Annotated in this window: 30 protein-coding genes; 13 read left to right on the top strand and 17 right to left on the bottom strand. The window is 57.6% G+C overall.

Annotated features, from left to right (window positions below):
• Window positions 1–65: 65 nt before the first annotated feature.
• A complete protein-coding gene (locus DQN55_RS08505) occupies window positions 66–965 on the top strand; it encodes a LysR substrate-binding domain-containing protein (protein WP_048383291.1) in 900 nt (299 codons plus the stop codon).
• 285 nt (window positions 966–1,250) lie between these two features.
• Window positions 1,251–1,490, top strand: a complete 240-nt coding sequence (locus DQN55_RS08510) for a bacteriocin immunity protein (protein WP_074702899.1) — start codon at window positions 1,251–1,253, stop codon at window positions 1,488–1,490.
• A 44-nt stretch (window positions 1,491–1,534) separates the two neighbouring features.
• Here the strand turns inward: DQN55_RS08510 and DQN55_RS08515 are convergent, their stop codons facing one another.
• Window positions 1,535–2,203: an isochorismatase family protein gene (locus DQN55_RS08515; RefSeq protein ID WP_048383436.1), complete on the bottom strand. Its 669-nt coding sequence runs from the start codon at window positions 2,201–2,203 to the stop codon at window positions 1,535–1,537.
• A 153-nt stretch (window positions 2,204–2,356) separates the two neighbouring features.
• Here DQN55_RS08515 and DQN55_RS08520 point away from each other — a divergent pair, with 153 nt between their 5' ends.
• Entirely contained in the window at window positions 2,357–2,722 is a 366-nt protein-coding gene (locus DQN55_RS08520) for a winged helix-turn-helix transcriptional regulator (protein ID WP_048383292.1), read from the top strand.
• 65 nt (window positions 2,723–2,787) lie between these two features.
• The gene (locus DQN55_RS08525) at window positions 2,788–3,189 is read left to right on the top strand and encodes a GFA family protein (RefSeq protein ID WP_074702901.1); all 402 of its coding nucleotides are present in this window, start codon (window positions 2,788–2,790) and stop codon (window positions 3,187–3,189) included.
• A 53-nt stretch (window positions 3,190–3,242) separates the two neighbouring features.
• Here the strand turns inward: DQN55_RS08525 and DQN55_RS08530 are convergent, their stop codons facing one another.
• Window positions 3,243–4,802 carry an EAL domain-containing protein gene (locus DQN55_RS08530; protein ID WP_048383293.1) on the bottom strand — a complete coding sequence of 520 codons (1,560 nt, stop codon included), beginning with the start codon at window positions 4,800–4,802 and terminating at the stop codon, window positions 3,243–3,245.
• Window positions 4,803–5,043: 241 nt separating this feature from the next.
• Between DQN55_RS08530 and DQN55_RS08535 the strand changes: the two genes are divergently transcribed.
• Complete coding sequence (locus DQN55_RS08535) at window positions 5,044–5,532, top strand: hypothetical protein (RefSeq protein ID WP_048383294.1); 489 nt, start codon at window positions 5,044–5,046, stop codon at window positions 5,530–5,532.
• 13 nt (window positions 5,533–5,545) lie between these two features.
• On the opposite strand, the gene DQN55_RS08540 is transcribed toward DQN55_RS08535, so the two are convergent.
• Window positions 5,546–6,040 carry a hypothetical protein gene (locus DQN55_RS08540; protein ID WP_048383295.1) on the bottom strand — a complete coding sequence of 165 codons (495 nt, stop codon included), beginning with the start codon at window positions 6,038–6,040 and terminating at the stop codon, window positions 5,546–5,548.
• Window positions 6,004–6,891, bottom strand: a complete 888-nt coding sequence (locus DQN55_RS08545) for a winged helix-turn-helix domain-containing protein (protein WP_048383296.1) — start codon at window positions 6,889–6,891, stop codon at window positions 6,004–6,006. Before DQN55_RS08545 ends, DQN55_RS08540 begins: the two co-directional genes overlap by 37 nt.
• Before the next feature lie 249 nt (window positions 6,892–7,140).
• On the opposite strand from DQN55_RS08545, the gene DQN55_RS08550 reads away from it, so the two are divergent.
• From DQN55_RS08550 to DQN55_RS08565, 4 genes are all read left to right on the top strand, one after another.
• The gene (locus DQN55_RS08550) at window positions 7,141–7,533 is read left to right on the top strand and encodes a DUF1090 domain-containing protein (protein ID WP_053070947.1); all 393 of its coding nucleotides are present in this window, start codon (window positions 7,141–7,143) and stop codon (window positions 7,531–7,533) included.
• 132 nt (window positions 7,534–7,665) lie between these two features.
• Window positions 7,666–7,983 (top strand): DUF2388 domain-containing protein, encoded by a 318-nt coding sequence (locus DQN55_RS08555; protein WP_048383297.1) that lies wholly within the window; start codon window positions 7,666–7,668, stop codon window positions 7,981–7,983.
• 61 nt (window positions 7,984–8,044) lie between these two features.
• Window positions 8,045–8,227, top strand: coding sequence for a hypothetical protein (locus DQN55_RS08560; protein ID WP_048383298.1), 183 nt, complete (start codon window positions 8,045–8,047; stop codon window positions 8,225–8,227).
• Between the two features lie 118 nt (window positions 8,228–8,345).
• The gene (locus DQN55_RS08565) at window positions 8,346–8,825 is read left to right on the top strand and encodes a VOC family protein (RefSeq protein ID WP_048383299.1); all 480 of its coding nucleotides are present in this window, start codon (window positions 8,346–8,348) and stop codon (window positions 8,823–8,825) included.
• Between the two features lie 98 nt (window positions 8,826–8,923).
• On the opposite strand, the gene DQN55_RS08570 is transcribed toward DQN55_RS08565, so the two are convergent.
• From DQN55_RS08570 to DQN55_RS08595, 6 genes are all read right to left on the bottom strand, one after another.
• Window positions 8,924–9,304: a RidA family protein gene (locus DQN55_RS08570; protein WP_048383300.1), complete on the bottom strand. Its 381-nt coding sequence runs from the start codon at window positions 9,302–9,304 to the stop codon at window positions 8,924–8,926.
• 34 nt (window positions 9,305–9,338) lie between these two features.
• Entirely contained in the window at window positions 9,339–10,235 is an 897-nt protein-coding gene (locus tag DQN55_RS08575; RefSeq protein WP_048383301.1) for a serine hydrolase domain-containing protein, read from the bottom strand.
• A gap of 163 nt (window positions 10,236–10,398) precedes the next feature.
• Entirely contained in the window at window positions 10,399–11,403 is a 1,005-nt protein-coding gene (locus DQN55_RS08580; RefSeq protein WP_048383302.1) for a transketolase family protein, read from the bottom strand.
• Complete coding sequence (locus DQN55_RS08585) at window positions 11,396–12,247, bottom strand: transketolase (protein WP_048383303.1); 852 nt, start codon at window positions 12,245–12,247, stop codon at window positions 11,396–11,398. Before DQN55_RS08585 ends, DQN55_RS08580 begins: the two co-directional genes overlap by 8 nt.
• Window positions 12,248–12,265: 18 nt before the next feature.
• Window positions 12,266–13,564: an MFS transporter gene (locus tag DQN55_RS08590; RefSeq protein ID WP_048383304.1), complete on the bottom strand. Its 1,299-nt coding sequence runs from the start codon at window positions 13,562–13,564 to the stop codon at window positions 12,266–12,268.
• 96 nt (window positions 13,565–13,660) lie between these two features.
• Complete coding sequence (locus DQN55_RS08595; protein ID WP_048383305.1) at window positions 13,661–14,410, bottom strand: SDR family NAD(P)-dependent oxidoreductase; 750 nt, start codon at window positions 14,408–14,410, stop codon at window positions 13,661–13,663.
• A 198-nt stretch (window positions 14,411–14,608) separates the two neighbouring features.
• Between DQN55_RS08595 and DQN55_RS08600 the strand changes: the two genes are divergently transcribed.
• Complete coding sequence (locus DQN55_RS08600; protein ID WP_048383306.1) at window positions 14,609–15,523, top strand: LysR substrate-binding domain-containing protein; 915 nt, start codon at window positions 14,609–14,611, stop codon at window positions 15,521–15,523.
• Here DQN55_RS08600 and DQN55_RS08605 read toward each other — a convergent pair.
• Window positions 15,520–16,026 carry a GNAT family N-acetyltransferase gene (locus DQN55_RS08605; protein WP_048383307.1) on the bottom strand — a complete coding sequence of 169 codons (507 nt, stop codon included), beginning with the start codon at window positions 16,024–16,026 and terminating at the stop codon, window positions 15,520–15,522. The genes DQN55_RS08600 and DQN55_RS08605 overlap by 4 nt on opposite strands.
• Before the next feature lie 270 nt (window positions 16,027–16,296).
• Here DQN55_RS08605 and DQN55_RS08610 point away from each other — a divergent pair, with 270 nt between their 5' ends.
• A complete protein-coding gene (locus DQN55_RS08610; protein WP_172601023.1) occupies window positions 16,297–17,310 on the top strand; it encodes a GlxA family transcriptional regulator in 1,014 nt (337 codons plus the stop codon).
• Window positions 17,311–17,394: 84 nt separating this feature from the next.
• Window positions 17,395–18,219 (top strand): AraC family transcriptional regulator, encoded by an 825-nt coding sequence (locus DQN55_RS08615; protein WP_048383309.1) that lies wholly within the window; start codon window positions 17,395–17,397, stop codon window positions 18,217–18,219.
• On the opposite strand, the gene DQN55_RS08620 is transcribed toward DQN55_RS08615, so the two are convergent.
• The 5 genes from DQN55_RS08620 to araD1 form a co-directional block, all read right to left on the bottom strand.
• Window positions 18,216–18,803 carry a LysE family translocator gene (locus tag DQN55_RS08620; protein WP_048383310.1) on the bottom strand — a complete coding sequence of 196 codons (588 nt, stop codon included), beginning with the start codon at window positions 18,801–18,803 and terminating at the stop codon, window positions 18,216–18,218. The genes DQN55_RS08615 and DQN55_RS08620 overlap by 4 nt on opposite strands.
• A gap of 86 nt (window positions 18,804–18,889) precedes the next feature.
• Complete coding sequence (locus tag DQN55_RS08625) at window positions 18,890–20,485, bottom strand: aldehyde dehydrogenase (NADP(+)) (RefSeq protein WP_048383311.1); 1,596 nt, start codon at window positions 20,483–20,485, stop codon at window positions 18,890–18,892.
• A 48-nt stretch (window positions 20,486–20,533) separates the two neighbouring features.
• On the bottom strand, window positions 20,534–22,090 hold the full coding sequence (locus DQN55_RS08630; protein ID WP_048383312.1) for a UxaA family hydrolase: 1,557 nt from the start codon (window positions 22,088–22,090) through the stop codon (window positions 20,534–20,536).
• Window positions 22,091–22,118: 28 nt separating this feature from the next.
• Window positions 22,119–23,438, bottom strand: coding sequence for an MFS transporter (locus DQN55_RS08635; RefSeq protein WP_048383313.1), 1,320 nt, complete (start codon window positions 23,436–23,438; stop codon window positions 22,119–22,121).
• 71 nt (window positions 23,439–23,509) lie between these two features.
• On the bottom strand, window positions 23,510–24,508 hold the full coding sequence (gene araD1, locus DQN55_RS08640; RefSeq protein ID WP_048383314.1) for an AraD1 family protein: 999 nt from the start codon (window positions 24,506–24,508) through the stop codon (window positions 23,510–23,512).
• Between the two features lie 129 nt (window positions 24,509–24,637).
• On the opposite strand from araD1, the gene DQN55_RS08645 reads away from it, so the two are divergent.
• Complete coding sequence (locus tag DQN55_RS08645; protein WP_048383315.1) at window positions 24,638–25,567, top strand: LysR family transcriptional regulator; 930 nt, start codon at window positions 24,638–24,640, stop codon at window positions 25,565–25,567.
• A 5-nt stretch (window positions 25,568–25,572) separates the two neighbouring features.
• On the opposite strand, the gene DQN55_RS08650 is transcribed toward DQN55_RS08645, so the two are convergent.
• Complete coding sequence (locus DQN55_RS08650) at window positions 25,573–26,193, bottom strand: TetR/AcrR family transcriptional regulator (protein WP_048383316.1); 621 nt, start codon at window positions 26,191–26,193, stop codon at window positions 25,573–25,575.
• Window positions 26,194–26,266: the final 73 nt, after the last annotated feature.

Genomic DNA, 26,266 nt, shown 5'->3' on the forward strand with positions numbered 1-26,266 from the left:
CTTGCAAGCGGCGACAAACGATGCTATTTCACTGTGTTGTGAAATAATTTCACAGGATAAGAATAATGAGTAATCGACCCAGCCTGGTAGCACTGAGAGCGTTTGAAGCCGCTGCGCGACATGGAAATTTCAGCGTCGCGGCTGCCGAACTTCACCAAACGCCGTCTGCAGTCAGCCACCAAATTAAAAGCCTTGAAAATTACTTTGGCTTTCCATTGTTCATCCGTCACAGCAGGCACCTTGAGCTTAATTATCAAGGCCGGCGTTTGTTCAGCGTCATAAAGCCAGCCTTCGATGCGGTTGATCAGATCTGCACAGAGCTTCGACCATTTGCAGATACGGGGAAGCTCGCTGTCCATTGCTCGCCCAGTTTTGCGAGCAAATGGCTGGGGCCGCGTCTTCCTGACTTCTTCGCCAAATACCCACAGTTCACACTGCAAATGTCATCGAGCGCGACTCCGATAGACCTTCACAAACATCCCGAATTGGACATGATCATCCCCTACGGTACGGCATTTAAAAGTTCGGATATCTGCGTACAAAGTTTGGGATTGGAAGAGTGCTGTCCATTGGGGGCTCCGACGCTTTTTGGGGGGAGGGTAGACATCGGCTTCAACGAACTTGCCTTTATTCCGCTCATTGAGTCGCAACTCAATCCACTCTCTTGGCACGACTTCTTCCGCCAGCATGGAAAGGCGGTTCCGGAAATCATGCACCGCCCCTCATTCGACCGGGGTGCTCTGGCATTGGCTGCAGCCGTGGATGGATTAGGCCTTGCGCTTGAAAGCGTACGGTTTTCTCAGCAGGAGCTAGCAAATGGCAGTTTGGTTAGATACAAAATTGAAGGCTGTAACTCAGTGATGCGTGAGGTTCATTTTCTTTGTTATCGGCACACGCAGAGAAACTCGCCTAAGATCGTTGCCTTTCGTGAATGGCTAACTGATGCTTGTCAAAATGAAGGCTGAATACAAATGGTCAATTTAAGAGCAGGCCGAGCTAGTTGAGTTGACGCAAATTAAGGCCGTCGATAAAGTCAACTGATGATAGGTGCAGCAATCAGCTACGCGCTCTTTGGCAGATGTGAAGGGTTGCTATCGACCCGTTGCAAATGCAGTTACTTGCCGTCGACATAGTCAGAGGGGCATCCGAGGGGTTGAAAATTTTACGCCGCGAACTCGGAGATTGTTCCATGAATGTGAGGAGGTTCAGTCCGATAACGTTTAGATCCGTTGCTGGATAATTTCGCACGTATGACGGGGCATCCCGCTGGTTCAGATCTTATTTACTGGCCTGAGGAAGAGATCCCGTGCACGCCTGAAGGTCTTGCAAAACCGTCAAGGAGTGACGTGAAGGCCAACGCTCTGCCTGGTTTCAACCCTCGCTTCTATGCGCCACATACACCGCTGCGGGTGGTAAAAAACACAATAACTCCTTATTTTTCGGGGACCGTGAAAAAGCCCGCGCAGGCGGGCTTTTTCAATGGCCGGTAGCAAGTGACCGCCGGGCTGCCCTGGGTCAGGTTACCGGCTGGCTGTTACTGAAACTTGTCGAGGTGAGTCTCAGGGCCATCCTTGACCACCGCCTGAGCCTTGCCAAAGCTTTCCATCAGGCATTTGTATTCAGGGCACACATGGTCCGCCAGGATTTGAGCGAAGCGCGAGCCTTCTGGACGGTTCCACGTTTGCATCAGTTCAGCGACGATGGCGAAGGTATCGGTCGGAATCGCGCCAGCCTGCGTGACTCGGGCGATAGTGGTGTCAGTTGCCAACTTGCTCCAGTTGCCTGATGCATCAACGACGCAATAGGCTTTGTAACCCGCCTGGACCGCGCTTACGGCTGGAAAGGCCATGCACACGCTGGTCAGGGTGCCGGCGATGATCAGCGTTTTGCGCCCGGTCTTTTCAATCTCCTTCACAAATAAAGGATTGTCCCAGGCATTAATCTGCCCCGTGCGTGGGACATACACCGCGTGAGGAGCGTACTGATGGACTTCTGGAATCAGTGGACCGTTGGGCCCGTCCGGAACGGATGCTGTAGTGATCACCGGAATGTTCAGCAGCGTCGCGGTCTTGGCGATGGCTATAACGTAGTTGCGAAGATCGGGAATGGGGACGTCGCGAACGGTGTTGAACAATCCGCTCTGATGATCGATAAGCAAAATGACGGCATCATTCGGGTCCAGCATTCCATTGGTAGTAGCCATGTAGTTGCCTCGTAAGTGCAGGGTGACGCCGATGTGCCCCACCCATGCGGTGAGGCGCCTTAACCAATCGATTACAAAGTAGATGCCGGATGTCCAAACCACAAGTACGCACATGTATGATACTTACTTCCCAAAAGGTACTGAGAAGTTACGATGGCTACCGGTAAAAAAGATGCAAGCTGTCCCGTCGAAACCACGCTGAAAGTCATTGGCGGGAAATGGAAAGTACTGATCATTCATTTCCTGCTGGAGGACACCAAGAGATTTGGTGAACTGGCGAAATGTCTGGGGCGCATATCGCCCAAAACGCTCGCTCAGCAACTGCGTGAACTGGAGGAGGACGGCGTTATTGCTCGTGAGGTTTTTGCGCAGGTTCCCCCGAAGGTTGAGTACACGATTACTTCGCTGGGGATCACCCTGTCGCCTATCCTGCATGCGATGGCGGACTGGGGAACGTTTCTGGAAGCAAGGCAAGAAAAAACCAAAAGAACATCCCGGAATTCGAGCCCGGCAGATTGATAGCGCTGACGCGTGTCCAGGGGTATTAACGCAGTCGAACGACGACCAGATTCAGGGGGGAGGGCATGACAGTGGTCTATCAGGGAAGCTGCCTTTGCAAGGCGGTCAGTTACGAGCTGCTCACGGCCCCCAAAGCCGTGAGTCATTGCCATTGCGGCCAGTGTCGAAAAGGTCACGGTGCGGCATTCGCGTCCTATGCAAGCGTCCCCCGTAGCGCGCTGCGAATACTCAGCGGCGTCGACAGCATCACCGCCTATTCCTCCTCCGAATCAGTGCTGCGCGAGTTCTGCGCACGCTGTGGTTCGACCTTGTTCTGGTCACGCACGCAAGGCGAATTTTCCGGCTGGGTTTCTATAGCGCTCGGCACACTGGACACGCACTTCACGCCTCGTGAACAAAAACACGTGTATGTCGGATCCAGCGTTAACTGGTACACGCCACTCGATCCCTTTCACCCTCAAGGCTGATGGCGTGGGCACGGCGCAGACAGCCAAGGTGAGGCCTGTAGCGCCGCCCGGACTCAGGGCAGTGCCGGATTTTTTTGGGGATGATGAAGCGCCTTGCTCACGAAGTCAGTGACCGGCATGGGTTTCGCGTAGAAATAACCTTGCATGAAATCGACACCGCACGCGCCCAGGTAATCACGTTGTTCTTCCGTTTCAACCCCTTCAGCCAACACCTGCAAATCGAGTTTCAGTGCGAGATCCAGAATGGAATCGAGTATATGAACGGACAACGCATTGGCCCCGATCATTGAAACAAAACTCTTGTCGATTTTAATGTAGTCAACCTTGAAGAGCTGAAGGTAATTCAGGCTGGAATGACCTGTGCCAAAATCGTCGAGCGCAATTTTGACGCCCAGGGCATGAAGCTTTTCAATGAGTCGGGTTGCGGTCCTGGTGGGCTGGATGAGTTCCCGCTCCGTCAGTTCCAGCACCAGAATGATTTGACCGGGCTTGAATGACTTGAGAAATGAAATGCAGTCATCCACCAATTCAAAACTCTCGAAATGTTTGGCGGAAATATTGAAACCAATGTGGAAGGGCGCCTCAAGTTTTGACGCATAAGGCACAAGTTCTTGCGCTGTTTTTTCCATGAGCCGTTTGGTGATGGAGATGATGAGGTTGGATTGTTCAGCCAGAGGAATAAAACTATTGGGCGATATGCTGCCCTCTTGCGGGTGATACCACCTGGCCAGGACTTCGCACCCGACACACTTGCCCGAGGTAGACGAAATGACGGGTTGGAGGTACGGCGTGAATTCATCGGCTGAAAGTGCGCGTTGAAGTTCGAGGCTGGGTGCAAGTACGCGACCTAACATCCAATAGGTGAACACGCCGGCAAACAGGCCAAGTGCCAATAATAGAACGAGGAGCAGCAGGTAGGTGTTGAGCATATACGTCAACAGTGTTCCCGCCGGGTAGGCAGCATAAAGTGTATAGCCGTATTTTTCAGAGGACAGTGCGGTCGATGCAATGGGGTAATTTTCGAACGACGCGTGATGGATGATACCGTCCTGGCTCATCCAGTGGCGACCGATCTCGAGTACCAGATTGCTATGCCTGTCAATCAGGTGCAGAGCATCCTGAATATGCCGACCGTCAATTTCCACCAGAGAACTTGCATTGTTCAGGGCGGAGCGCAAGGTCAGTGCCGAACTGTTGGATCCCGTCAGTGTTTGGTTACCGAGGTGCAGTCTCCCGTGCAGATAGTTGTTCGGGTCGGTTCCTGGACTCGCTTCGGAGGGCGGCAAGGAACTGCAATAAATTTTGTCGTCAATGGCGAGATGAGTTGATCGCAGAAAGCGATAAGTAGCTACCAGCTCTTGTAGTTGTCGAGAGATGTTTCCTGGGCAGGGAAGTCCCGCGCGAGTCAATAATATGTCGGATGCATTTTCTGCTTCTTCAAGCATCACATCGATCTGCCTGGCGGCTTCTTTGACAGCGGTGGCGGACAAGCCGGAAAGGTCGGCATTGGACTTCAGATACACTAAAGCCCCTCCCAGAATCGAAGGGATCATGCCGATGACAAGCGCGATCAGCAGCGCTTTTTTCGAGGAATAACGAATGGCTCGATTCATGGGTCAGCTCTACAAGATAGCGGTCAGTGCATATGTGCAGGCGGGAAACAACGTCATGCAGTGGTCAAATTTCAGGGGGTCATAATAGGCGGTATTGATTGTCAGCAACACCCGGCGAGCGTGTTTCCCAAGTAAAGTAAGAAAGAGTAAGGGGGCGAAAGTTTATATAAGGTTGCAGGTGGGGGAACCAGGAAGGAGCTGTGCAAATATAGACGCTGAGGTCAGTAGAAGGTGATTATTTATGCGCAGACTCAATATGATACCGATGGTGGGTAGAGATTTTGCGTTCAGGGCGACCGTCGACGTTAAAGCGTCTGATGAGAATCGGTGTATTGATTTTCGTAATGCATTGCGTTTTCTTGATGTGCTGTCTCGGCAAGGTCGTTTGATGACAACTCACGAGGTTAACGAAGTCGTGCATCAGATAAGTGCGCATCTCAGTCGGTGTGGCAGTTATCGGCCGTTGACCATGTTTCCGCAGTACAGTCTTGCCTTGGCGAACGCGATTGAACTGGTACGCTGTTCAAGTAAGCGTTCGTTGAGCATTGGGGAAGCAGTCCATTGCTTGTTGTGGGCGCTGTATAAAGCGAAACGTGAGGACGTCAGCTTGTACGGGCGAGGGGCGCTAACGTGTTTTTCGTTATTTGTGCAGCGTGAATTTCAGAGGGAGATCACGGTGGGCGCCTTGACTATTAAAAGACGAGGGTTGGCGGCTGCTTACGGCACTTGAACGTTTGTCATCACTAGGTCGGTACGTGGCAAACACCCATTAGTATATTGTTGATGTTGTAGAAGTACTCGACATCGGAGAAACGCGAATACGTAATCAGTCCACCTTCCAGCCCGCGGCGCATAAACGGCGCTTTCTGTGCGCTGGTATCACCTTCGAAGGTGACGGTGTTCAACGTATTGAATAAAAACCTGGAGCTGTCCAGATGGTCAAATTCCACGTCGAGTCTACGGTTGTAAATAGATTGATTTTTGGCAGGGTCTAACAGACTGAAGTACAAGTAAATAGCCCCCGACTTCATGTTGATGGACATGTCGCCCTTGCCGACCCAGCGCTGCTCATTATCTGGTGAATACACGAAGTCAATGGAGGCGTAGCACGGCGCCTGGGGCGTGTCCTTGTAAGAGGTATAGGACTGCCACGCGATGAGTGAACCAAAAACGAGGGTTGATACAAGGCCGAGAAGCAGGGTTACTTTTTTTGTTCGATGATAAGGTAGTTGGTGCACAGCGCTTCTCCTTTGCTGTCGGGCTTCTCGCAGCTGATCAAAAGCTCGGATAATGTTTTCTTGACATAGTAATTCACCCCTGCAGTACCCACGGAGGCGTTGAAAACTGACAGGGAAGCCAGGATGTCATCTTTTGACGACTGCTCGCCCAGTTCAACATGGAGTTGCGTATTACCGGACTGCCAGAGCACTCGCCATTCTTCAAGTTCGACGGGCTGGGTAAAAGTGATATACGCATAATAGAGCGGTAACGCAGCGCCCAGGAGAAGTATCAGCGCGTACGCTGTTCGATGCAGGCGCCTGCGAATACTGTTCTCGGGCGAAGTGTTGATCATGTCAGCATGGACTGCCGGTGTGTCCGGTATGTCCGCCAGATGAAAGTCTTGACGGGCGCGTGACTCAAAGGGGGGGTGAACCGGGGCGGGCACTGTTTCATGTGCGCTGCTGACATTGTCGGGCTCATGAACGTTTATATCGTGCTCAATGGGAGCGGGAGCGTCATCAGTGCTTGTCTCGCCAGAGACCTTTTCGATCTTTAACAGCAATACCACGCCACGCCTGGGGAGTGTTTTTAATATGGACCTGTCCAGGCCAACTTCCGAGAGGTAATGCCTTAAGGTATGAAGTGCCTTGTAGTAACTGCTGTCCGATACAATAAGTCCTCGGTCACCCCAGACGCGACTGATTAAATCTTCTTTGTCTGTTGCCCCTTCAATCAATGCCAGTAATAGATGTCCTTCATTGCTCGAGAGTGTAACTTCCAGCGGGGGGCAGCGCAGCAGAAGTTTGTCATGGTCATAGGTGCATTTAACCGCAGTACATTCAGTTGAAGTGTTACGGTCGTCCAGCATCTTGCATACCCTTGGCGCAGCTTGATTAATTCTTGTGCAAATAGAACATAAAGGGCTGTTATCAGTCAAGCTTGACGTGAGTCGAGAGTTGATTTTGCTGGCTGAGTATCGATGAGTGTCAATAATTTGCTCAGCGAAAGGGCCAGTAAGATTTTTTAAGATTGAATCATCCCGCGAGTAAGGCCGCGTGCGGTATGAGCGCGTGAGGGCAGTATACTGCGGGCAGTAATTCATTCAGGGGTTTCAATCATGCAAAGCAGAGGCGTATCAATATTCAGGCTTTTTTTAGGCGTGGGGTGTTTTTTAATGGGTGGATATGCGAACGCTCAACAGGGTGATACCTGCGAAGAACAGCGTGCGGCCATTATGAATAAAATCGAGCACGCGAGCGCCGAGGGGAACACCCATAAACAATCAGGCCTGGAGACGGCGCTTAGTTATGTGAATCGGTACTGCAGTGACAGGGTGTCTGATAAACACGAAGACAGAATTTCCCGTGCCGAGTCTGAAGTAGAGCTCAGAAGCAATCAACTCGATGCTGCCATTGAAACCGATTCACCGGTCCTGATCAAAAAATACCACGCCAAGTTGGAGTTGGCGCTCAGGAAGTTGGAGATTGCGCACGGCTCAACAGGACAGTAACTGCAAAGGTTCGTAGTATTGAATTAGAGCGTTGTCAAAGTCGCAGGGGCACTGGATAAAAAGGTGGCAGGAGTGAGGCGTACCATTTGGTTGTCTGGCAGGTATATCTTTAATAATCGAGCAGGATGAAGCATGTACAAGGTTTTTGCAGTGATCGCATCGTTTCATGTGTTTTTGCTTTTCTCTGGTTCGGCGATGGCAATCAATAAGTTTTGGCTTGAAACGGTATTTTCGAGCACGACGGTAGGGACTTCATATTTGTCGTCGCGGGATAATAAACAGGTGCTGGCTGTTCAAGATGATGCAACTAGTTTTGTTGCCAGTGACGGTGAACTGCAAGGCCCTTATTTATTGGCGTCACTGAATCAGTATCGGGCCGCTCATCCGGAGAGCACGGTCAGCGCTAGGGAACTGGCCATTCAGATATTGCTTGTAAATTGTTGTGAGTAGCGCCGTCAGTGCGGTGTTTTTTGTCAGTTTATGGTGCAGCGGGTAAATAAGGAGTGGAACGATGAAAGGCTCATTGTCTTGGGTGTTTATGATTATCTCCGTCCTGTGCGTGTCTGGATGTACGACCAGTGACTGGGTTCAGGCTGCGGGCGGGGTCATGCAAGCGCGTGACAGTTACGATAAAAAAGCGCGTGGCGAGAAGATAAAAAGAGCCAATGCGGCGGCGGCACGTGTCAAAAAATAAATGAGTTTTTCTCATCGCTGTCCAGGCGATGTCATGTCGTTTGCAGAGGCTCTCAGAATGGCGCTGTAGCGAAGTGGGTCTAGACTTAATACCCCAGTACCCATTTTGGAGAGCCAAGATGACCAGCAAAAACACGATTTGCCTTTGGTACAACGGCGGTGCGCTGGAAGCTGCGAAGTTCTATGCCGATACGTTTGCGGAGAGCTCGGTGGGGTCGATCTTCCATGCGCCAAGCGATTACCCCTCGGGCAAGAAGGGAGACGTCCTTACGGTCGAATTCACGGTGATGGGCATCCCGTGTCTGGGCCTGAATGGAGGGGACGAGTTCAAACAGAGTGAAGCCTTTTCGTTCCAGGTCGCGACCGACGACCAGGCTGAGACCGACCGTTTATGGAATGCGATTGTCGGCAACGGCGGACAAGAGAGTGTTTGCGGCTGGTGCAAGGACAAGTGGGGATTGTCCTGGCAAATCACGCCGCGTGCCCTGACAGCCGCGATCAAGCATCCGGATCGAGCAGTGGCCAAGCGTGCATTCGAGGCCATGATGACGATGGGCAAAATTGATATTGCAGCGCTCGAAGTGGCCCTTAAGGGCTGACCGCGCTTAATGGCTTTTTGACAGTTTAACCGGGCCCCTGCAGGGGCATGGCCTGTTGATAAATGTCATCAGCAGGCAGGTCAGCGTCGCGTTGGCTGTCAGCCCTTGGCAGCCATCGCGGTGACTTCCACACGCATGCCTTCGACCGCCAGGGCGGCGACGCCAACGGCCGCACGAACCGGCCAGGGTTTGGCGAACATCCGCTGGTAAACCTCATTGAACGCCGCACGGTCCGCCATGTCGGTGAGGTAGATGGTCAGGTGCAGGACGCGATCCATGGAACTGCCGGCACGTTCCAGTGCAACCTTGAGCGCCTGCAGCGTGCATTCGCTTTGCTCGATGATCCCGCCCAGCTCCAGGCTGCCATCGGCTCGGGTCGGGATTTGCGTGGAAACCAGCAGGCCACCGGAGCCGGCGACATCGGAAGAGATGGATTCCGGGTCAGGATCCGGAACGAAGGTAAGGTCGTGGTTAGCCATGGGAATGCTTGCCTGAGTGGTAAAAAACGCGAGTTTACGTGATTGACTGGCGGCTCCCAAGGGCTGCAGAAAGGTGCTCCAGCGCGTGTGCTTCGGCGCTGCCCTGATCATCGCTTTCAGCGAAGACCGCGCAGGTCGCCGTATTGCCTCCTTCAACACACCGGTAAACGGCCAGCACGCTGCCCGGGCCGGCGCCTGTGTGTCCGCGGAGTGTCAGGCCACTGTCTACGTCCCCGATCATCAGGCCCAGCGCATAACCGGGGGTGTTCCAGGGCCGGCCGGGAATAGGGCCGCCGAGGTGAACCGGTGTCTGCATTTCGCGCAGCAGCGAAACAGGCAGCAGTGCCCCGCCCAAGAGTTGATCCAGCAACTGGGTGGCCTGCGCCAGAGGGCCGACCAGCAAGCCATGATAGACCCAGCCCGGATCATAGGCAGGCGCGCTGCCCAGACGCACACCTTTCAAATCCTCCCGGGTGCGGGCGAGCCGGACCTGTGTCACGCCGAGCGGTGCAAACACACGCTGGGCCAGCGCTTGCTCAAGTGTCAGGCCGGTGATCCGTTGAATCAGTCGGGCCACGAACAGGTAGCCGACATTGGAATAGTGCCAGTGCGTCCCAGGTTCGTAACGCAACCGGGCGGCATCGAGACGCTGCAGCATGTCGTCTGCCGGCCAGGGTGTTTCGTCCTGAAATACGGCTGTGTGGTAATGCGCAAGCTCGCTGTAATCCGCGAGCCCGGCTTGATGACGCAGGAGTTGGCGCAGAGTGAACGGGCCTTCGCTCACGCTATCATCCAGACCGATCAGTCCATCGCGGACCAGAGTCAGAGAAGCTGCCGCCAGCACCGTCTTGGTAAAACTCCACCAGGGCACCACGACATCGGGTTGTTCAGGTGGCAGCGGCTTACTGTTCGAGACAAGGGAAACAAGCATGGACAAAGGCTCTGCGTCAGGAGTTGTGGGGATTCTACGCTATGCCGCGAGCGAGGCCGCGTCCGGCTGCACAGCAGTCGTAATCCCGTGTACCTGATCCGGCAGACCGCAGCCTCGTTCCACTCGTCAACGGCTACGGTCCGTAGCCGCTGGCGCAGGCAGCTCAGAGCCAGGCTTTGATCCGGGCACTGACGGCATTTGTCGAAATACCGTAGCGATCATGCAGGGTCGGCAGGGCGCCGGCATCGAGGAAGGCATCGGGCAATGCGATTTGCCGAAAGGTGGGGGTCACCCCGTTGCGCAGCAGGACGGTCGCAACGGCCTCGCCCAGGCCGCCGATGATGGAATGGTTTTCTGCGGTCACCACCAACCGCCCGGGCTTGCGGGCTTCGGCGAGAATGGTCTGCTCATCCAGCGGCTTGATCGTCGGTACGTGCAGCACCGCCACGTCCACGCCATCGGCTTGTAACAGCTTGGCGGCCTCCAGTGCTCGCATCGTCATCAAACCCGTCGAGATGATCAATACATCGTTGCCAGTGCGCAGGGTCTTGGCCTTGCCAATCTCGAAGGTGTAACCGTATTCGTCCAGGACCAATGGCACGTTACCGCGCAGCAAGCGCATGTAGACCGGCCCCTGATGTGCGGCGATGGCCGGCACTGCCTGTTCGATTTCCAGCGCATCGCAAGGGTCGACGATCATCAGGTTCGGCATGGCGCGAAAGATGGCCAGGTCATCGGTTGCCTGGTGGCTTGGGCCATAACCGGTGGTGAGGCCGGGCAAGCCGCAGACAATTTTTACATTGAGATTCTCTTCGGCAATGGCCATGCAGATGAAGTCATAGGCGCGGCGAGAGGCAAACACGGCGTAGGTGGTGGCGAAAGGTACGAAGCCTTCACGCGCCATCCCGGCCGCGGCACTCATGAGCAATTGCTCGGCCATGCCCATTTGATAGAAACGCTCCGGGTGGGCCTTGGCGAAAATGTGCAGGTCGGTGTACTTGGACAAGTCGGCTGACAGGCCGACGATGTCCTGGCGTTGATTTGCCAGTTCAGCGAGCGCGTGACCAAAGGGTGCCGACTTTGTGGCCTGGCCTTCAGAGGCAATCGAGGCAATCATTGCCGAGGTCGTGAGGCGTTTTTTTGCCGGGGTATTGGCAGCGTTATTCATTGTTTTTTCCTTCCTCAAGGTTGCTCAGTGCCAGGTCCCATTCGTGCTCTTCCACGCGAATGAAATGAGTCTTCTCGCGGGTTTCCAGAAACGGCACCCCCTTGCCCATCCGGGTATCGCAGATGATGACCCGAGGTTGGGGTCCGGCATGGCTGCGCGCGGCATCGAACGCGGCGACCAGTGCTTCCAGATCGTTGCCGTCCACCCGCTGGGTGAACCAGCCGAACGCTTGCCAGCGGTCAACGATGGGCTCGAACGAAAGGATTTCACTGGAGTGACCATCTGCCTGCTGGTTGTTGACGTCGACAATGGCGATCAGGTTATCGAGCTTCCAGTGGGAGGCTGACATCACGGCTTCCCAGGTCGATCCCTCGTTCAACTCGCCGTCCGACAGCAAGTTGTAGACGAATGCCGTCGAGCGTTTGCGCTTGAGCCCCAGGCAAGCACCCACGGCGATGCCCAGCCCCTGACCCAGCGAGCCTCCGGTGATTTCCATGCCCGGGGTATAGGCGGCCATTCCTGACATCGGCAAGCGGCTGTCATCCGAACCGTAGGTTTCCAGTTCATCCAGCGGAATGATCCGGGCTTCGATCAAGGCCGCGTACAGCGCAATGGCGTAATGACCGATCGACAGGTAGAAGCGGTCGCGAGCCTCCCATTCAGGGTCTTGCGGGCGATAGTTCATCGCATGAAAATACGACACGGCCAGCAGGTCGGCTGCCCCCAGAGCCTGGCCGACATAGCCCTGACCCTGGACTTGACCCATTTTCAGCGCATGCCGGCGAATGTTGTGAGCCCGTTCGACCAAGGGGATGGATGACGCGGATGAAGAATGTGCAGTCATGATGAAAACTCCGTTAACTCAACGATTGACCAGGGCGGCGGGAATGCGCAGTACCAGCAAGGCACCGCCTGCCAGGACGCCGGTAATCAGGTACATGCCGATGGCGCTTGAACCCGTGAGGGTGGTAACCCAGCCGATCAGATAGGGCGAAAAGAAACCGGCAAGGTTGGCGAAACTGTTGACGGCGGCGATACCCGCGGCAGCGGATACACCGCCCAGCAACGTGGTGGGCAACATCCAGAACATGGATGAGGCAGACAGAATGCCGGACGCCGCGAGGCACAGGCTGAGAATGGACAGCAGCAAGTTGCCGCCCATCGCAGCCGCCAGTGTCAGGCCGAATGCACCGGCAAGCATCGGGCCGATCAGGTGCCAGCGCCGCTCACGGTGTTTGTCACCGCTGCGTCCCACCAGCAGCATCGCGGCAATGGCGCAGAGGTACGGCAGGCTGGTCAGCAGCCCGACTTTCATCGGATCGGAGACTCCTGCGTTACGCACCAGTGTCGGTAACCAGAAGGTGATTGCGTACTGCCCCATCACGACGCAGAAGTAGATGGAGGCCAGCAACCAGAGGCGACGGTCGCGAATGAAGTCCCCCACAGAAGCATGCTTGACCTTGTGCTGTTCATCCTCTGCCAGTTCTTGACTGACCAGGTCCTTTTCTTCGTCACTGAGCCAGCTGGCCTGATGTACGCCGTCCTTGAGATAACTCAACACCAGAAGCCCGACGACCACCGTGGGCACGGCTTCCAGTACGAACATCCATTGCCAGCCCGCCCATCCGTGGACACCGGCAAAATGCGTCATGATCCAGCCCGATAGCGGGCCGCCGACCATGCCGGAAAGCGGAATGGCGATGAACCACAACACGGTCATGCGCGCTCGCCGGTACGACGGAAACCAGTAGGTCAGATACAACAATAAACCGGGCGCGAGACCCGCTTCGGCGATCCCCAGCAGAAAACGCAGCAGATAAAATTGCCAGGCCGTTTCGACAAAAGCGAACAGCGCGGAAATGATGCCCCAGGTGATCATGATGCGGGCGATCCAGATCCGCGCACCGATCTTGTGGAGCATGATGTTGCTGGGAACTTCACAGAGGAAATAACCGATGAAGAAGACACCGGCGCCCAGTCCATAAACCGTTTCACTGAGCGCCAGATCGTTCATCATCTGCAACTTGGCAAAGCCGATGTTGACCCGGTCGAGATAAGCACACAGGTAACACAGCATCAGGAACGGCATCAGGCGCCATGCGGTTTTACGGTAGGCGTTGGAGCGCACGGTCGAAACCGCTTCGAGCGACAGGGTGGTCATGATGGTCTGATCTCTTGTTTTTATTGACCGCCAGGCCCGGGGGCCTGGCTGCGTCGTCGATCCAGATCCGCGGGCCGGGTGGCCCGCCAGGTGTCATCAGTGAATCAGCATGCCGCCATTCACATCCAGCGTGATTCCCGTCAGGTAGGTGGACAGGTCGCTGGCCAGGAACAAGGCAGCATTGGCCACATCCCGGGCTTCACCCAGACGTCCCAGTGGAATGCCATCAATGATCGCGTGGCGGCGATCGTCCTGCATGAGGCCGCCCGTGATGTCGGTGTGAATCAGTCCGGGAGCGATCGAGTTCACCCGCACGTTGTCCGGACCCAGTTCACGCGCCATGGCCCGGGCCAGGCCCAGTACGCCTGCCTTCGCCGCGCTATAGTGCGGGCCGCCGAAAATGCCGCCCCCGCGTTGCGCGGACACCGATGACATGCACACGATGCTGCCGCTCGCTTGCTGGCGCATGGTGGGAATGACGGCCTGAGACATCAGCAAGGTGCCGCGCAAACTGACATCCAGCACCTTGTCGTAATCCGAAGGGCGGATGTCCAGGGTCTTGAGGGGTTGGGTGATGCCAGCGTTATTGACCAGAATGTCGATGCGGCCAAAATGTTCGATGATGCGTGCAACGGCCAGCTGCACCTGGGATTCGTCCGCGACGTTGGCCGCGAGACCGAGGTGACCTTCACCCAGAGACGCTGCGGCGTCCCGTGCGGCGGCCAGATCCAGATCGAGGATCACGACGCGGGCACCCTCTCGGGCGAAGGTGGTGGCGGTGGCGCGGCCAATGCCACGTGCGGAGGCTGCGCCGGTGATGATCGCAACTTTGCCTTGTAGAAGCATGTGAGAGAACCTCTGATTATTCTTATTGGGTCGACCCGCAATGAATCGATGCCTCAGCTTGGCCTCCCGCCGGGGCTCGAGCAATAACGAGACTCTCACTCAGTGCTGAAAAAAATTCAGCACTCGCCAGCGATCTGCTTCGATGCTTGAATAGCCGAACGCCCGGTTCAAGCCTTTTGCAGCGGAATAATCGAGATCATGAAGTCAGCTGGCGATGCACCTTCAATCCTGCCACCCCTGAAAGCCATTCAGGCCTTCGAGCAAACAGCACGCTTTGGCAATGTCGCCCGTGCCGCAGAACTGCTCGACCTGACGCCCTCGGCTGTTAGCCACCAACTGGCCAAACTGGAAGCCATGATTGGTCGGCAATTGTTCTTGCGTACCGCCCGGGGTGTGACGTTGACCCCGGTGGGCGAGCAATACCTGACCGAGGTCTCCGGACTGCTTCACAGCCTGGCCGTCGCCACCGAGCGCGCCGCCAGTGATGTCAGCCTCGACTGCCTGCGGTTGCACTCGTCGCCCAGTTTTGGCCTGCTGTGGCTGATGCCGCGGCTGGAGCAGTTTCGCGAGAGCCATCCTGATATCCAGCTCAATCTCTCATGCTCGTACGAGTCGCTGCATTTCAGTCGTGACAAAATTGATGTCGACATCCGGCATGGCATGCCCAACTGGCCGAGCTACGAAGTCCGTACCGTTCGCGACGAAAAAATCGCGGTGCTGGCTTCTCCGAAACTTCTGGCAAAGCGCCCGATAAACGCTGTCGCCGACTTGCTGGACAGCCCGTTGATCCTCTCGGAAGCCACGCTGATCAAGTGGCCTCAACTGTTCGCGCAATACGGCCTGTCACGGCCTGAAAAGCCTTATACGCTGAGCTTCGATCGTTCATACATGACGCTGGAGGCTGCCAGTCACGGCCTTGGCTTTGCCCTGGAAAGCACCTTACTGGCACAGGCGTATCTGGCGCGGAGAGACCTGGTTGAAGTTGCGCCGCAACTGAGTGCCTCAATCACGGCGCACCATCTGGTTTTCCCCAGGGCGCACTCGAACTTTCCACGGGTCAGACGCTTTCTGGAGTGGATGCAGCAGGAGCTCGGACACGACTTTACGTATTAGGCGATTGTAGTCGGCAGCGCCATGACCATCTCATGCCAGGCCATGCCGCCATGCTCAGAAGGCGAAGGCTGTACGTAGCGATAGCCCATTCGCTCATACAGGCCGACATGGTGTTCCTTGCACATCAAATGAATGTGGGTCTTGCCCAGACCCTGCATGCGCTGCACGAACTCGCGCATCATCAGGCTGGCGTAACCCTTGCCCTGCTGTGCCGGGTCTACCACCACCGACATGATCACCACGTTGGGTGCATCTTCGGCATGGCCCACCAACTCCTTGAAGGCTTCATCCGACATCACCACCTGATGGGCGCAGCCGCTGTTGATGAATCCGATGATTGCCTCGGCCTGTTCCAGAATCAGAAAGCCCTGCGGGTACCGGGCAATGCGAGTTGAAATTTTCTCCAGCGTCGCGGCTTCGTCGCCTTCATAGGCGCACGACTCGATTTGATAGCAGCGGACGGCGTCTGAGGGCTTGGCATTACGAAAGTGCAGGGTGGACATTGAATACTCCAGATCTTTAGACCGCTGCATTGTGTCGCAAAACCCGTTGGTTGACTGGGGTCCATTGACCCGTGATGCGGGAGGCATGCAGTGGCATTGCCACGTCACCCTGTTCAGGCGATGATCGGTTGGCCTCTTAGGTTCTTTGTCGTGGATAACCGGGTGCGGTAGTGTGCTGTTGCAGCGTCTGCCTCGATGGCTGATCCGCCGGGTCAGGAACCACCGATCCTGGAGGGAGGCTCATCTTAATCCTGCCAAGCGAGGCGAACGTTGATCGAGCGACGTCAGTTCAGTGGTGCAATGAAGGGCAAGAACCTTCGTTATCTGAAAGAGCATGAAGGCCAGGCGGCCTTGGGCGCCCGGGCAGGTTTTTTACTGCTGGAGCACTTTTCGTTACCTGCATTTACCCAGGCGCTCGATACGATCATTACGGCGAACCTGCTTAGGCCGGAGCTGTTCACCAGCAAGACCTTTGGCCTGACCAAAGGGGAAGTGATCAGCGATCTGGGGCTGGTGATCCGCCCCGATGACCAGCTTTCCCACGCGCAGATACAAGACCTGGATCTATTGGTGATCTGCGGCGGATACCGCACAGAGCTCAAGGCCGATGAGCGGCTTCTGGGTTTGCTGCAGGGAGCATGTGAGCTGGGCGTTAGCCTGGCGGGGATATGGAACGGCGCCTGGTTCCTGGGGCGGGCGGGGCTACTCGACGGGTATCGGTGTGCGATTCATCCCGAACATCGTCCCGCGTTGGCAGAGCTTGCACGGCTGGCGCAGGTCACCAGTGAAGCGTACGTGGTGGATCGCGACCGCCTTACGGCCTCCAGCCCGACGGGCTCGTTCTACATGGCTCTGGAATGGATCAGGACCTTGTACGACAAGGGGCTTACCGACGGGATAGAAGACATCCTTGCATTTGAGGCGTCCCGTTACCGGCGGATAAAACCGTCGTTGAATGCATCGGTGAGCGGACCTTTGCGCGAAGTGGTCAATTTGATGGACGCCAATCTGGAGGAGCCGCTTGAGCTGGAAACGCTGTGCCTCTATGCCGGGCGTTCACGCCGGCAGATCGAGCGCCTGTTTAAAGATCAACTCGGGACCACCCCCCAGCGCTACTACATGGATTTGCGCATCACTGAAGCCCGCCGCTTGCTGCAGCACACATCATTGAATATCGTCGACGTTTCAGTGGCGTGCGGTTTTGTATCACCCAGCCATTTCAGCAAGTGTTACTGCGCCTACTTTGGTTATCGACCGTCCAAGGAAGCGAGGTTGATCAAATAGCCGTTAACCCAAGCAGCGGGTGTGGTGCTTCTCCAGGCGCTCGATGTCCCGCAGGTGATGAGTGTTCCTGATCAGGTACTTTCCATGTCGATAGAGGCCACGCCGGCTACCCCCCGATTCTGGCGAGACGCACAGCTGCCCTTCATCGAGGCCCGTTCGATAGAGGATGGCCGTGAGGTCTGCTACGCCCTGCATTCCCATGAGATTTTCTCCATTGGTGCGATTACCTCGGGGTGCAGTCTCTACCTGCATGAAAAGACCCGGCACACCATCCGTCGCGGTACGGTGGTGCTGATGAATCCGGGTGAAGTCCACGCCTGCAATCCGATTGAGGATCAACCCTGGTCCTACGTGATGATGTATGTGGATGCGCACTGGCTGGCCAACCTTCAGCAGGGCTGTGACAACGGCGCGGCGCAGGGATTCGAGCCGCTTGCGGCGACTCACACGACATCCCCCGCTTTGTTCGAAGGGCTGATGGGGCTGTACACACAGCTGATTGATCCGAGCCTCGACGCGCTGGTCAAATACGAAGCCGCCGTGGCTTTTTTCATGCGGATGCAGCAGACGCTGGGTGGTCCGGTTCCACCGTTGAAGAAGGTCAATCCGAAGGTGGAGCGCGCTGCCGAGTACATCAACGCGCATTTCCTGCATGCAGTCCGCCTGCACGATATCTGCGAGGCTGCGAGTTTGTCGGAGGCTTATCTGATCCGCGCTTTCGAGCAGCGCTACCACATGACACCACATGCCTACCTGATTAACCGGCGGATCCAGCACGCCCAGACGCAACTGCGCAAAGGTGCACAGATCGCCGATATCGCCCAGGCCACCGGGTTCGCGGATCAGGCGCATTTTCAGCGGGTATTCAAAAAACATCTGGCGGCCACACCGGGCCAGTACAAGCTTTAAACAAACAGCAAGGACAACGCACAGCCTGCGAGCATGGCAGCCATGCAGCGGTTGAACAGGCGGATACGGGCCGCGCTGCGCAGGTATTGCCCCAGGAACGCCCCGGCAAAGGCCCAGCAGGCTACCGACAGGTAGCAGACCACAAAGTAGATCAGTGCGAATGACCAGATCAGGGTGGTTTCTGCGCTGGCGACGAAGGCTCCCATCCCGGCAACTGCAGCCAGCCAGGCCTTGGGGTTGAGCCATTGCATGACGGCGCCGCGCAGGTATGACGGCTGCTGTGTGGCCCGGTCAACCCTCAGTTCTCCATCATCGGCTGCCAGTTTCCAGGCCAGATACAGCAGGAAGGCAACGCCCGCCCAGCGAATCAGTTCGGTGAGGATTGGCCACTGTTTCAGAACCTCATGCAGTCCGAAGCCGGTAAACAGTAGCAGTACCACAAAGCCGGCCGTTGCTCCGAACACATGACGCAAGCTGGGGACAAGCCCGAACTGCATCCCGGAACTCAGGGCCACGACGTTAACCGGGCCCGGAGAAATGGATGCCGCCAGGGCAAACGCTGCCATAGAGATCAACACGCTCATCGCCGTTCTAATCCTTGTTGTGAGTGAGCGTACAAGGTAGACGCTGGAGTGAATGGCGTATTGAACAAAACTCCCTTGCTGGCATTTTATCCGGGCATTGATCCCGAGGTTCGCTCACACGGCAGGCCGTTGACCAGGCGCGGGATACCCAAAGGGTTAGCGTCTTTCAGGGCATCGGGCAGCAGGCTGTCCGGGTAGTTCTGAAAGCATACCGGGCGCAGGAAACGATCGATGGCCAGGCTGCCGACTGACGTCCCGCGGGCGTCCGAGGTGGCAGGGTAGGGGCCACCGTGAACCATCGCATCGCATACCTCGACACCTGTCGGGTAACCATTGAGCAGCAGACGCCCGGCCTTGTGCTCCAGCAACGGCACGACTTCGGCGAAGGCATGCAGGTCGGCGGGCTGCGCAATCAAGGTGGCGGTCAGTTGGCCGTGCAGGCTGTGCACGGCTTGAATCAGCTGCGCCTTGTCCGCCACTTCGACCACCAGCGTGGTCGGGCCGAACACCTCCTCTTGCAGCACCTCTGCGCCGTCGAGCAACAGGCGGATATCTGCCTGGAACAGCTGCGGGCTGGCCTGGCGACCCTGTTGCGGCTGGCCGGCGATAAGACGGATACCGGGCTGCGCAGCGAGGCGGCTGATGCCCTGGGCATAGCTGCGCAACCCGCCGGCATTGAGCAGGGTCTGGGCAGGCTGGGCGTTGAAGAACTGCCCGAGCGCTTCGACAAAATCGCTGAAAGCCGGGGAGCGGATGCCCAGCACCAGCCCCGGGCTGGTACAGAACTGGCCGGCACCCAGCATCACCGAGGCCCCCAGTTCCTGGGCAATCTGTTGCCCGCGTTCGCTCAAGGCATCCGGCAACACCAGCACCGGGTTGATACTCGACATCTCGGCAAACACCGGGATCGGTTGAGGCCTGGCCGCGGCCATGTCACACAGCGCACGTCCGCCCGACAATGAGCCGGTAAAGCCAACCGCCTGAATCGCGGGATGCTTGACCAGTGTCGCTCCGACGCCCGCGCCGTAGATCATGTTGAACACGCCCGCTGGCATGCTTGTCCGTTCGCCCGCGCGCTGAATCGCCAATGCCACCTGTTCGGCGGTTGCCATGTGCCCGCTGTGGGCCTTGAACACTACCGGGCAACCCGCGGCGAGCGCGGCGGCGGTATCACCCCCGGCCGTGGAGAAGGCCAACGGGAAATTGCTCGCGCCAAACACGGCAACCGGACCTACCCCGATGCGGTATTGACGCAGGTCCACCCGTGGCAGGGGCTTGCGCTCGGGCAATGCCTGATCGATACGGGCCCCATAAAAATCCCCCCGGCGCAGCACGTTGGCGAACAGGCGCATTTGACCGCTGGTACGGCCGCGCTCGCCCTGGATCCGCCCGGCGGGCAGGGCGGTTTCGCGACAGACGATGGCGACAAAATCATCGCCCAGGGCGTCTATTTCTTCAGCGATGGCCTCCAGGAACTCGGCGCGGCGGGCCGCGGCCAGGCTGCGAAACAACGGGTACGCCGCGCTTGCCGCCATGGCGGCGGCATCGACTTCCTGCTCGGTTGCCTGGATGAACTGATACGGCAAGGCCTCACCGGTGGTGGCATCGACACTGTGCAATTGCACCGTGCCGGCAGCGCTGCGCTGGCCGCCGATAAAGTTGTGGCCGGTAATCTGCGTCATGCATGTGTCCTCAAAAAATGGGTGTTCGCGTACGGCGCCCGCAGGCGATCAAGTGATTGCGCCGATCTGCCACGGCACAAATTCGTTCTGACCGTAACCATGCTGCTCGCTTTTACTGCGCTCACCGGAGGCAATTCGCAGCATCATGCGGTAGATGTATTCACCCCGCTCCTCGATGGTCATGCTGCCGTCGGCAATGCCGCCGCAGTTCACATCCATGTCCTCTTCCTGTGTTTCCCACAACCGGGTATTGGTCGCCAGCTTGATCGATGGCGCGGGTGCGCAGCCGTAGGCCGAACCCCGGCCAGTGGTAAAGGCGATCAGGTTGGCGCCTCCGGCGACCTGGCCCGTGGCCGAGATCGGGTCATACCCCGGGGTGTCCATAAACACCAGACCGTGGGCGCGGACAGTCTCGGCATACTCGTACACGTCCACCAGGTCGCTGGAGCCGGCCTTGGCCACTGCACCCAGCGACTTTTCCAGAATGGTGGTCAAGCCACCGGCCTTGTTCCCGGCGGACGGGTTGTTGTTCAGTTCAGCGTTCATGCGCTGGCAATAGGCTTCCCACCAGTGGATGCGCTGAATCAGTTTTTCACCGACTTCACGGCTGACGGCGCGTCGTGTCAGCAAGTGTTCGGCACCATAGATTTCAGGGGTTTCAGACAGAATCGCGGTACCGCCGGCCGCCACCAGCCGGTCAACGGCATTGCCCAGCGCCGGGTTGGCGGTAATGCCCGAGTAGCCATCCGAACCACCGCATTGCAGGCCAATGATCAGGTGCCTGGCACTCACCGGCTCACGTTGCACGCGATTGGCGTCCGCCAGCAGCGATTTGACCTGGGCGATCCCGCTGGCGATGGTTTTCGAGGTGCCGCCGGTGCCCTGAATGGTAAAGGCACGCAGAAACTCGCCTTTTTCCAGACCCTGGGCGGCCAGCAAGTCAGCAATCTGATTGGTTTCGCACCCCAGGCCGATCATCAGCACGGACGCAAAGTTGGGGTGGATGGCATAACCCCCCAGGGTGCGCCGCAGCATGGCCAGGGCTTCACCGCCCGGGTCTACCGCGCAGCCGAAACTGTGGGTGAGGGCGACCACGCCATCGACGTTCGGGAAGTCCTCCAGGGCCTGCGGGTTGATGTCACGGCGAAAATGATCGGCGATGGCCTTGGCCACGGTTGCCGAGCAGTTGACGGACGTCAGGATCCCCACATAGTTGCGCGTGGCGACCCGGCCATCGGGGCGCACGATACCCATGAAGGTATCGCGGGTCGGATGGCCGATACCGCGAGCGTCCACACCGAACGCGTAGTCACGGGAGAAGTCGCCCATGGCCAGGTTGTGCACGTGTACATGTTCACCGGCCTTGATCGGTTGGCTGGCGAAACCAATGATCTGGCCGTATCGACGCAGAGGCTGACCGGCGTCGATGGCCCGGGTCGCAATTTTGTGTCCCGAGGGAATCGCGTCCAGTGCGACAAGGCCTTCGATCGCCAGCTCCAGCCCTTTGGGCAGCGGCTGGCGGGCAATCAGTACATCGTCGAGCGGGTTAAGACGGATCACGGCGTTGGCAATGTTTTCCCCGCCTGTTTTAGTTATCAGCTGCATCACGGTTACCTGAATAAAGGGAGCAAACTCACGCCAGACCGCGTTCGCGGTAGTCGATGAGGGAGGAAAACAGCATCAGGCCGAAGGCCATGACCACAAAGAAGATCAACGCCAGGAAATAGGACCCGGTGAACTGCACGATCAGACCGATGAGGATAGGCACGATCACGCCGACCATGTTGCCGCAGAAGTTCATGCTGCCACCCAGAACGCCGGCCTTGGACTTGCCGCCGAGGATCGCCGGAAGGCACCAGTACATGCCGCACCAGCGGATGAAGAACAGGGCGACACACAGCAGTGCAATCACGGTTACTGCATCGGGGGTGTACGCCACCAGCAGGATGCACAAGGCGGCTATCGCGGCCGAGCCAGCGAACATGCTGCGCATCACCTTGTTCGGTGCACCGCCGGCGTCTTTCCACTTGTCTGCCAGCCAGCCGCCGAAGATCTCACCGACGAAACCGCACATGAAGATCAAAAATGTCGCGCCGCCCATGGCCTTGATGTCCAGGTTATGGGCCTTGTGCAGATAGCTCGGCATCCAGGTCAACAGGCCGTAGAACACACTGTTGTAGCAGGCGTAGCCGGCGAACATGGCCAGTACCGAACGGCTTTTCAGCAGGTCCTTGAGGATCGCCTTGCGCTCACCATTGGTCTTGGCGGCCTCGGCATTGGCGTTGGTGATGTACGCCAGTTCAGCAGCGTTCACTTTCGGGTGTTCGGCAGGGTTATTGCGGATGTACCACCAGGCCCAGACGCCGACGATCATGGTGCCGACCCCGGCGATCACGAATGCGATACGCCAGGAATCGAACCAGGTGATCAGGCCGGCGATGATGATGGCGCCGAGTGCGGTGCCCAGCGGAGCACCGCCGTCCACCAGGGTCGCGCCGCGTCCACGTTCGTTGGGGGTTAGCCAGGCGCCATTGAGCTTGGCGCCTGCCGGCATGATCGGTGACTCCGCCACCCCCAGGCCGATGCGGGTGGCCAGCAGGGTCAGCCAGCTGTGCGCGCCGCCGGCGATGGCCTGGAAGAAGCCCCAGCCCACCGTGGCGACGCCGACGATATTGCGCACCTGAAAACGGTCCAGCAGCATGCCGCCGGGAATTTGCATCAGCGCGTACGACCAGAAAAAGGCACTGAGCATCAGGCCTTCCATCGCCGGGGTCATTTCGAACTCGGAGGAAATCAGCGGCATCGCCACTGACAGTGAGGCGCGGTCGATATAGTTGATCGCCGACAACAGCAGCAGAATCAAGAAAATGCGCCAGCGTACGGTGGTGGGGCGTGCGGCGGCTACGTCATCAGCCGCCTTGGTGAGCCCTGGCGCAGCGGTTTTACTGTTCATACTCATCTCGCTTTTTTATGTTTTTTATCAAGCGGGCAGGGGATGCGAGCCTGTTATCAGGCCCGCCGTTTTTACAGAGTATTCACCTTTCCGGCCTTCAGTTCCGGGGCCGCGGCTTGCAGGCCATTGATCAGTGGTTCGCCGAACTCGGCCATGCTGATCTCGAAACGATCCCCGGGACGGGTCTGGATATTGTCGGCAACGGACAGCGTGGCGGTGCCGAAAAAATGCACGTGCACGTCACCCGGGCGCAGGAATTGCGCGTATTTGAAGTGATGGTATTCAAGGTTTTCCAGGCTGTGGCACATGTTGTCCTCGCCGCTGAGGAACTCCTTTTCCCAGAGCACATCTTCGCCCCGCAGGATCCGGCTCATGCCGGTCAGGTGGCCAGGCAAGTCCCCCACGCGCAACTCGGGGCCATAGCTGCAATTACGCAGCTTGGAGTGCGCCAGATACAGGTAGTTACGGCGTTCCATGACGTGGTCGGAGAACTCGTTGCCCAAGGCAAACCCGACGCGGTAGGGCTTGCCATCGTCGCCGACCACATACAGCCCGGTCAGCTCGGGTTCTTCGCCGGCATCCTCGGCAAATGCGGGGGTCTGGAAGGCGCTGCCCGGACGCACAACAATCGAACCGTCGCCCTTGTAGAACCATTCAGGTTGCACCCCTGCGGTGCCGGCCGGCGGGCGTCCGCCCTCGATGCCCCACTGGAAGATTCGTGCCGAGTCGGTCATGGCACTTTGATCGGCGGCATTTTGCTGGTGCATTTTGTCGCGGGTCGAAGCGCTGCCCAGGTGGGTCAGACCGGTACCACTGATCAGGCAATGCGCCGGATCCTGATGATCCAGTGGCGGCAGAACCCGGCCTTCCTGTAGCGTCCGGCGATAGCTGTCCGGGCTTGGCTCGCAGCCTCGGGCGTGAACTTCGTCGGCCAGGCTATGGCCCTGGCGAATCGCACTCAGGGCCAGCTCACGTGTGTTTTCGGTTGCACGAACCACCTGGATCACATCGCCTTCAATGACACCGACGTGACGCTGGCCTTGGGCTGTTTCAAACTGGATCAAACGCATGAAGTGGGCTCTTTGCAGATTGTTGTTATTGACGGTTCGTTGAGAACCTTGTGTGGCCCACTTTAAGTTTTGCGACTATTGCTGCCTAATGACAGCTGCTGATTGAGCGATAACTATTTGTCATCCCCCATGCTGCCATCTCTGACCACCATCATTTCCCGCTTGCGACTCAAGCAACTGCGGCTGCTGATCGCCCTGGACGAATTCGGTTCGCTGCACAAGGCCGCAGAGTCCGTGGCCATTACCCAGCCTGGCGCGACGCGGGCGCTGCATGAAATTGAATCGACTCTCGGGTCGACCTTGTTCGAGCGCACCAGCAAAGGCCTGGTCGCCAACGATCTGGGGCGTTGCGTGATCCGTTATGCGCGTCTGATCCACACCGACGTGGCCCATCTGCGCGAAGAAATGCTCGGCATCATGCAAGGCCACGGCGGTCGATTGTCCATTGGCGTGATCATGGGCGCGGTGCCGGTGCTGGTGGAGTGTCTGGCGCGCTTGCGGGCCAAACAGCCAGAACTCTCGGTCGAGATTGTCGAGGACACCAGCGCCCGTTTGCTGGCGTTGCTCGATGAAGGGCGGCTGGATCTGGCCATTTGCCGAACCAGTGTCAGCAAACACCCGGCTGCCTACGACTGCCGGCTCCGCGATCAGGAGCCGTTGATTGTGGTGGCCAACACCGGCCACCGATTTGCCGCGAGCGAGACGTTGGTACTGAGCGATCTGGCCGATTCACGTTGGGTGGTGTTTCCGGTCAACATGCCCATGCGCCTGACCCTGGAGCGTGAGTTTCGTGAAGCCGGGCTCAACTTCCCGACGTACCCGATCGAAACGTCTTCAACCTTCACCACCCTGTCATTGCTCCTGCAAGACCCACAACTGGTGGCGGTGATGCCGGTCGACGTGGCGCGCATGGCCGTCACCCACGGCATGCTGGTGCATCTGCCGCTGGAGCTGAAGTCCCGCAGTGAACCCTACGAAATAGTCACCCGCCAAGGCGTCGCACTGACTGCGCCGACCCAGTTGCTGATTGATGAGTTGACCCACCAAAAGCAGGGCTAAGCACCTCAGGCTTTATCGGAGCGCATGGCATCCCAGGCGCTCATTGCCTGCGTCACTGAAGCATCCAGAACAGCATGCGGCACACCGTCCCGGGCCAGGGTTGTCAGCCCGAGCAAGAAACTTTCGAACAGCGTGGCCAGCGCCGCTGCATCCGTTTGTGCGGTCAGCTCGGATGAAGCCATGCCGCGCTCGACACAGGCCAGGAAGCCTGCCCGGTTGCGGGCCCGGGCGGCGGCGAGCGGAGCGCATATCGCAACGGTTTCTGGCGAGCAGGCACTGAGTAGCCCCAAGGCCACCAGACACCCCCGTGGATGATCAGGCTCGCATTGCATCCTGGCCGACCGGCGCATGGCCAGTTCGATGGCATCTCGCGGGGGCAGGGCCGTGTCGAGCAGGCTTTCGGTCACGCGTCCGTGAGTGTTCAGATAGCGCTCCATCACCTCTTTGAACAAGGCTTCCTTGGAGCCAAAGGCCGCGTAAAAACTGGGCGCGGAAATGCCGGAGCCCATATTGGCCTTGAGCTGGCTCAGGGACGTTGAATCGTAGCCATGCTCCCAAAACAGGTGCATGGCTTGTGTGATTGCAGCGTCGCGGTCGAACGTACGCGGGCGGCCCATCTGTGCCATGTCAGTCTCCTTCATTTCAATACATAAATACTATTCGATACAAAAGTCGTTGACCAATACCTTTTGCGTGGTC

Source organism: Pseudomonas taetrolens, from assembly GCF_900475285.1.
Classification (GTDB): Bacteria; Pseudomonadota; Gammaproteobacteria; order Pseudomonadales; family Pseudomonadaceae; genus Aquipseudomonas; species Aquipseudomonas taetrolens.